The following is a 4708-nucleotide window of genomic DNA, read 5'->3' as shown; positions in this document are numbered from 1 at the left end:
TGTCAGTCCTCGTCGGCGAAGCGCGATGATGGGGCGCGCGGATTGCGCAGGCGGCCGATCAGCGCCGAAACGGCCGTGATGTTCATTTCCTCGGGCGACCAGTTTTTCACCGCCTCGATGTGATGGGCTGCCAGCTCGCGATGCGTGCTGCCGCTGTAGGCGGCGTCCTGATACGTCACCCGCTCATGGGTCTTGGCGTCTTCGCGGACATACTCGATCAGGTAGTTCGGGCATTCGGCGCGGCCGCGCACGCCGACGCGAACCTGGGCATCACCGTGGGCACGCTTGCAGCGCTCGAGCTTTTCCAGCACACGCCGGACGAATTCGACCGGCTTGTCGAGGCCTTCGACCATATCGGCAATGGTTGCGTCGGCGGCGATCGGTGTTGGCGGTACGCGTTTGGTGGCCATCAGCGTCGTCCGGCCCGCTTCGGCAAAGCGGCTAGCGCGGCGGCGGCGGCCATCTCGTCGGCCTCCTTCTCCAGGCGCAATTCGCGCAGACGCGCGGTCTTGGCTTCGCGTGCCTCACTGACGGCGTCGCGCTCGGAATTGATGCGGTTGAGCGACATCGACTGGGTTTGCGTCTTGCTGAACAGGGACACGGCCTGATCGACGGTTGTCTTTGAACTGGTGGTCAAATCTTTCTCCTGTCAGGAGCCTGTGCCGATGGAGCGAGACCGGGTCTTCGGTCAGGATCACGCACAAAGCAATACGCGCGGCGAATTCAAATTGCTGGAGCGTCCCTTAGCACGTCCAGGCCGGCGCGCAGCGCACTTTCGGCGGCAAGGCGCGGAAAATGAAAAAGGCCAGGCACCGCCTGACCTTCCATGAGAGCGTCGCGCAACCAGATGACATCCAAAAGGATGCACCGCACGGGAACGCCCTGCTTATGCACATGATATGCCGTGGAAACTCAGGTCTCCGCGGCCATGCGCCCGAATTCGCCACTCACCGGTGCCAGTACATCCGTGGTCACCGGGAGAGCAGAATTCGTTTTTCAGGCCGCCTTCAACTGGTCGGCGGACATCTTGCCCGACTTGTTGTCGCGGACCATCTCGTAGCCGAGCTTCTGGCCCTCGACGATGTCACGCATGCCGGCGCGCTCTACGGCCGAGATGTGGACAAAAACGTCGGCCGAGCCGTCGTCAGGCTGAATAAAACCAAAACCTTTGGTGGCGTTGAACCATTTAACTGTGCCGGTGCTCATGACGAACCCTTTCCATGGCAAATATTCGTTCGACGCCATGCGGATGCACAACGTCGTTTGTCCCGATTTTTGATGTGGGAAGTTCGTCAAAGGCGCGCTCGAAAGCGCGGATAACAAAAGTCAGTCAAACAAATATCGACGATTTGCTTGTAGGCTTCTTTTGGCGCGCTGTCAAATTTGCATAAAGCCACAGATGCGGATTTCTCCCAAAACGCCAGGCCAAACCAGCTGGCATGACGGCAAACCGGGCGCCAAACAGCGCGCTTGCGCCAAGTTGAAAAAATTTTCTGGCATCCAGGAACCATCCGCGCAAAGGCGCATTTATGCCTTGTCGTCAGCAGTTCGTGAGAGCAATCGAAAGAACGGTTGATGGCAAAGACGCCCCCCGCACGATAAAAGGTGCGAGGGGCGTTTTCGTTGGATCCGGCTATTCGTCCGGGCCGGGTTCCGGCCACCTCTCCTTGGCCGCCTCGGCATACCAGTGCCGCATCGCCGGCGTTGCCAGCACGGCGTCGAGATAGGCGCGCGTATCCGGCGCCAGCGTGCCGCCATAGGTGTCGAAACGGGTGACGACAGGCGCATACATGGCGTCGGCCGCGGTGAAATGGCCAAACAGGAACGGGCCGCCCCTGCCGTATTTTTCCCGGCACTCGCGCCACAGCGCCTCGATACGGGCGCGTTGCGCCTCGCCCTCGGCGTCGAGCGGCTTGTGGCCCTTCGGCCGGCGCAAATTCATCGGCCAGCCATAGCGGACCTCGCGAAAGCCGGAATGCATCTCGCTCGCGGCCGAACGCGCCAGCGCGCGGGCGTCGATATCGGCCGGCCAGAGCTTTTTCTCGGGAAACAGGTCGGCGAGATATTCAAGGATAGCAAGGGTTTCCCAGACGATCTTGCCATTGTGATTCAGCACCGGCACCTGACCGGTCGGCGACACTTTCGCCAGATTGGCAAAGGTTTCAGGTGTGCGCAGCCGCACGAAACCTTCCTCGAACGGGATCTCCAGATGCCTCATCGCCAGCCATGGCCGCAACGACCATGAGGAGAAACACTTGTTGCCGATGTAGAGCGTGAATTCAGCCATTTTTCTCCCCGCATGCACGGCCATCCAAATTCCATGGTCGACGCGTGTTCGCAGCCTAGCCCACCAGCCTTGCCCCAGGGCGGCGGCCGCGCGACCTGATCTGCCGTCCGGGCGACGCCTGGAACCTAACCGACGCCGGCTCGTTAGCTACCGCAAATGAATTCCTCCGAATTCAGAACCCCAGGAGATGCGCAAAAAATGGTGAACAAGGATCAGGTTGCGGGCGTGGCCAAGCAGGTCAAGGGCTCGGTCAAGGAAGCCGCGGGCAAGGCAACCGGCAACAGGCAGACCCAGGCCGAAGGCACGGGAGACCGGACCGCCGGTAAGGCGCAGAAGGCCTATGGCGACGTCAAGGACAAGGTCAAGAAGGCGCTCTGATCCGACATCGGCAAACGCGCTTTATCGAGGGAAAGGCGGTCGCGAAGGCCGCCTTTTTCAGGTGCTCCAACCCTTGCTGAAAGCATTGGTGAAGGCGACCTCGCCGTGATCGCCGGTCGCCTCGCCCAGCACCACGTCCATGCCGTCGCTGGTCACCCTGGCCAGCGCGAAACCGCCCATATAGGCAGCCTTCGGCTTGAACAGGTCGATCCCGTCCCTGCGATAGATCAGCGGCGTTTCGTGCTGGTGGCCATGGAAAATGCCGACGATATTGTAGCCCTTCAGCGCCGCCAGCAACGCCTGCCGGTCGGCCTCGCTCCACCAATGCGGCGCACCACTGCCGTCATCATCGAAGTGCCGCTTGGCGGCATCCCAACGTTCCACCGAGAAGGTGTCCCAGCCATAATGCTGGAACAGGATGACCGGACGGCCGTCCGCCGCATAGGTCGCCAGATCCTGCTTCAGCCATGGCAGGCTGCTCTCGGCGCCGTGGCCGGTATCGCCGGCGAAACGATGCGTCTGGATCAGATGCAGGCCGCCCCAGTCCCAGGAGTAGCAGTCGGTGTCGACATCATAGTCGGTGGCCGGCACCGGCGGCTTGAAGAACACGCCGTCGCGATTGTGGACCTCGCCATAGTCGCGCAGTTCGCGCCGATGCCAGTCGACATGGGGCGGCGGGCCGTTCTGGTCGAGATCATGGTTGCCGAGCCCGATGTAAACCGGCATGTGCACGCGGTCGGGACCGACGCCCTGGCTGTAGCGTTGGCTGAACTGGAGCAGTTGGGTGCCCTCGCTCGGCTGCGTGATCTGGCCGCCGCCATCGTCGGTGATGTCGCCGCCGACGACAAGGCCGAGCGGCGTGCCTATCCTGCCGGCCGAACGCAGGCCGGTGGCGACGCCATTGATCTCAGTTGGCCAGTCCTTGTCGCCAAGCGCATTCAGCGCCGCCACGTTGCGCAGCAGCGCGGCGTCGGTCTTGCCTTCCTGCAGGCAGTTGGGGCTCAAGCCGCTCGCCATGCGGCAGGCATGGACATCGGCGATGAACAGGAAAGTGGCGTCGATCGACTGGACGCGTTGCCCGGTCTGGCTGAAGGCCGGGCGCGACAAGGCGCCGGCCGCGGCAAATCCTGCAGCCTGCGCCAGGAAGTTGCGTCGGGAAAGCGATGCAGTCGAACGGCGATTCATCATACGCTGATTCAGCATGGACAGCGGCCGGTCGTCCAGCGCCTCTGCGCCATCATCGACATGATGCCACGGGTCTGGCATGTCTCGCTTGCGCAAGCGGAGGAGGACGAAAAATGAAAGCCGCACCTATCTGCATGATCCTGGCCGCGATGTTGTGCGCGAGCACTGCGCATGCGGCCGGTTGCGTCGACGTCAAGTCCGCCAGAAAGGGTTTCGTTCTGGCGAGGCCCGGCATCCAGAGCGAATTTCGGCCCGTGGCCGGCGGGATGATGTCGGTTGCCAACACCTACGAATCGCAATCGCCGCAAACCCAGTATCTGTTTGCCGGCCTGATCGAGGTGTTTCGCGACAGCGACACCGGTCGCCTGGCGATGATCCCGCTTTCCGATCTGCGAAAGCTGTTTCCGCTGAAGGCGGGGACAAAGGCCGCGATAGAGTTCGTCGAGCTGTCGCCGAACAAGCCGCCGAAGGGCACCAAGACGCTGAGCCTGGTCGTCAAGGGCAAGGAGACATTCAGCCTGGGCGAGTGCAAATACAATGTCCTGGCGGTCAAGGAGACCTTCAAGAACGGTGCCGGCGAGACGCTGGATTCATTTACCGCCCTCTATGCGCCAGATCTGCAAGCCGCGCTCGCGCGGCGCTACGATGAAGGCACCAGTTCGGAATCCGTCAACGGCTACGAGACGATCAAGCCGCTGGCCGAGTAGCTGAACCAGAGCACGGCGAGTCAAGGGGTTCCCGGCCGTGGCAGTATCCTGTTGCGTCGCCTGGCCGCCAATGCGCCCTGCGATGGCGACGGCGCGCTTCGCTCAAGTCCCGCCAGACAATCCCGCAGCACACCGGCATCCTGCGTGGCCT

The 4708-nt window shown here is 62.3% G+C and carries 7 protein-coding genes; 2 read left to right on the top strand and 5 right to left on the bottom strand.

Going from position 1 to position 4708, the window contains the following annotated elements:
• Window positions 1-2: 2 nt before the first annotated feature.
• From EN969_RS17780 to EN969_RS17765, 4 genes are all read right to left on the bottom strand, one after another.
• Window positions 3-410, bottom strand: coding sequence for a hypothetical protein (locus tag EN969_RS17780; protein ID WP_013532398.1), 408 nt, complete (start codon window positions 408-410; stop codon window positions 3-5).
• Complete coding sequence (locus EN969_RS17775; RefSeq protein ID WP_013532399.1) at window positions 410-637, bottom strand: hypothetical protein; 228 nt, start codon at window positions 635-637, stop codon at window positions 410-412. The genes EN969_RS17780 and EN969_RS17775 overlap by 1 nt, the downstream gene beginning before the upstream one ends.
• Window positions 638-996: 359 nt before the next feature.
• Entirely contained in the window at window positions 997-1206 is a 210-nt protein-coding gene (locus EN969_RS17770; RefSeq protein ID WP_010915421.1) for a cold-shock protein, read from the bottom strand.
• Between the two features lie 427 nt (window positions 1207-1633).
• The gene (locus EN969_RS17765; RefSeq protein ID WP_063167709.1) at window positions 1634-2287 is read right to left on the bottom strand and encodes a glutathione S-transferase family protein; all 654 of its coding nucleotides are present in this window, start codon (window positions 2285-2287) and stop codon (window positions 1634-1636) included.
• Window positions 2288-2485: 198 nt separating this feature from the next.
• Here EN969_RS17765 and EN969_RS17760 point away from each other — a divergent pair, with 198 nt between their 5' ends.
• The gene (locus EN969_RS17760; RefSeq protein WP_013532401.1) at window positions 2486-2665 is read left to right on the top strand and encodes a CsbD family protein; all 180 of its coding nucleotides are present in this window, start codon (window positions 2486-2488) and stop codon (window positions 2663-2665) included.
• A gap of 57 nt (window positions 2666-2722) precedes the next feature.
• Here the strand turns inward: EN969_RS17760 and EN969_RS17755 are convergent, their stop codons facing one another.
• Window positions 2723-3853 (bottom strand): metallophosphoesterase, encoded by a 1131-nt coding sequence (locus EN969_RS17755; protein ID WP_164758318.1) that lies wholly within the window; start codon window positions 3851-3853, stop codon window positions 2723-2725.
• Window positions 3854-3963: 110 nt separating this feature from the next.
• Here EN969_RS17755 and EN969_RS17750 point away from each other — a divergent pair, with 110 nt between their 5' ends.
• Window positions 3964-4557 (top strand): hypothetical protein, encoded by a 594-nt coding sequence (locus EN969_RS17750; RefSeq protein WP_013532403.1) that lies wholly within the window; start codon window positions 3964-3966, stop codon window positions 4555-4557.
• Window positions 4558-4708 lie beyond the last annotated feature (151 nt).

It is taken from the genome of Mesorhizobium sp. M7A.F.Ca.CA.003.01.2.1, assembly GCF_003998945.1.
GTDB lineage: Bacteria > Pseudomonadota > Alphaproteobacteria > Rhizobiales > Rhizobiaceae > Mesorhizobium > Mesorhizobium ciceri.
This window is presented reverse-complemented; position numbering and strand designations above follow the sequence as displayed.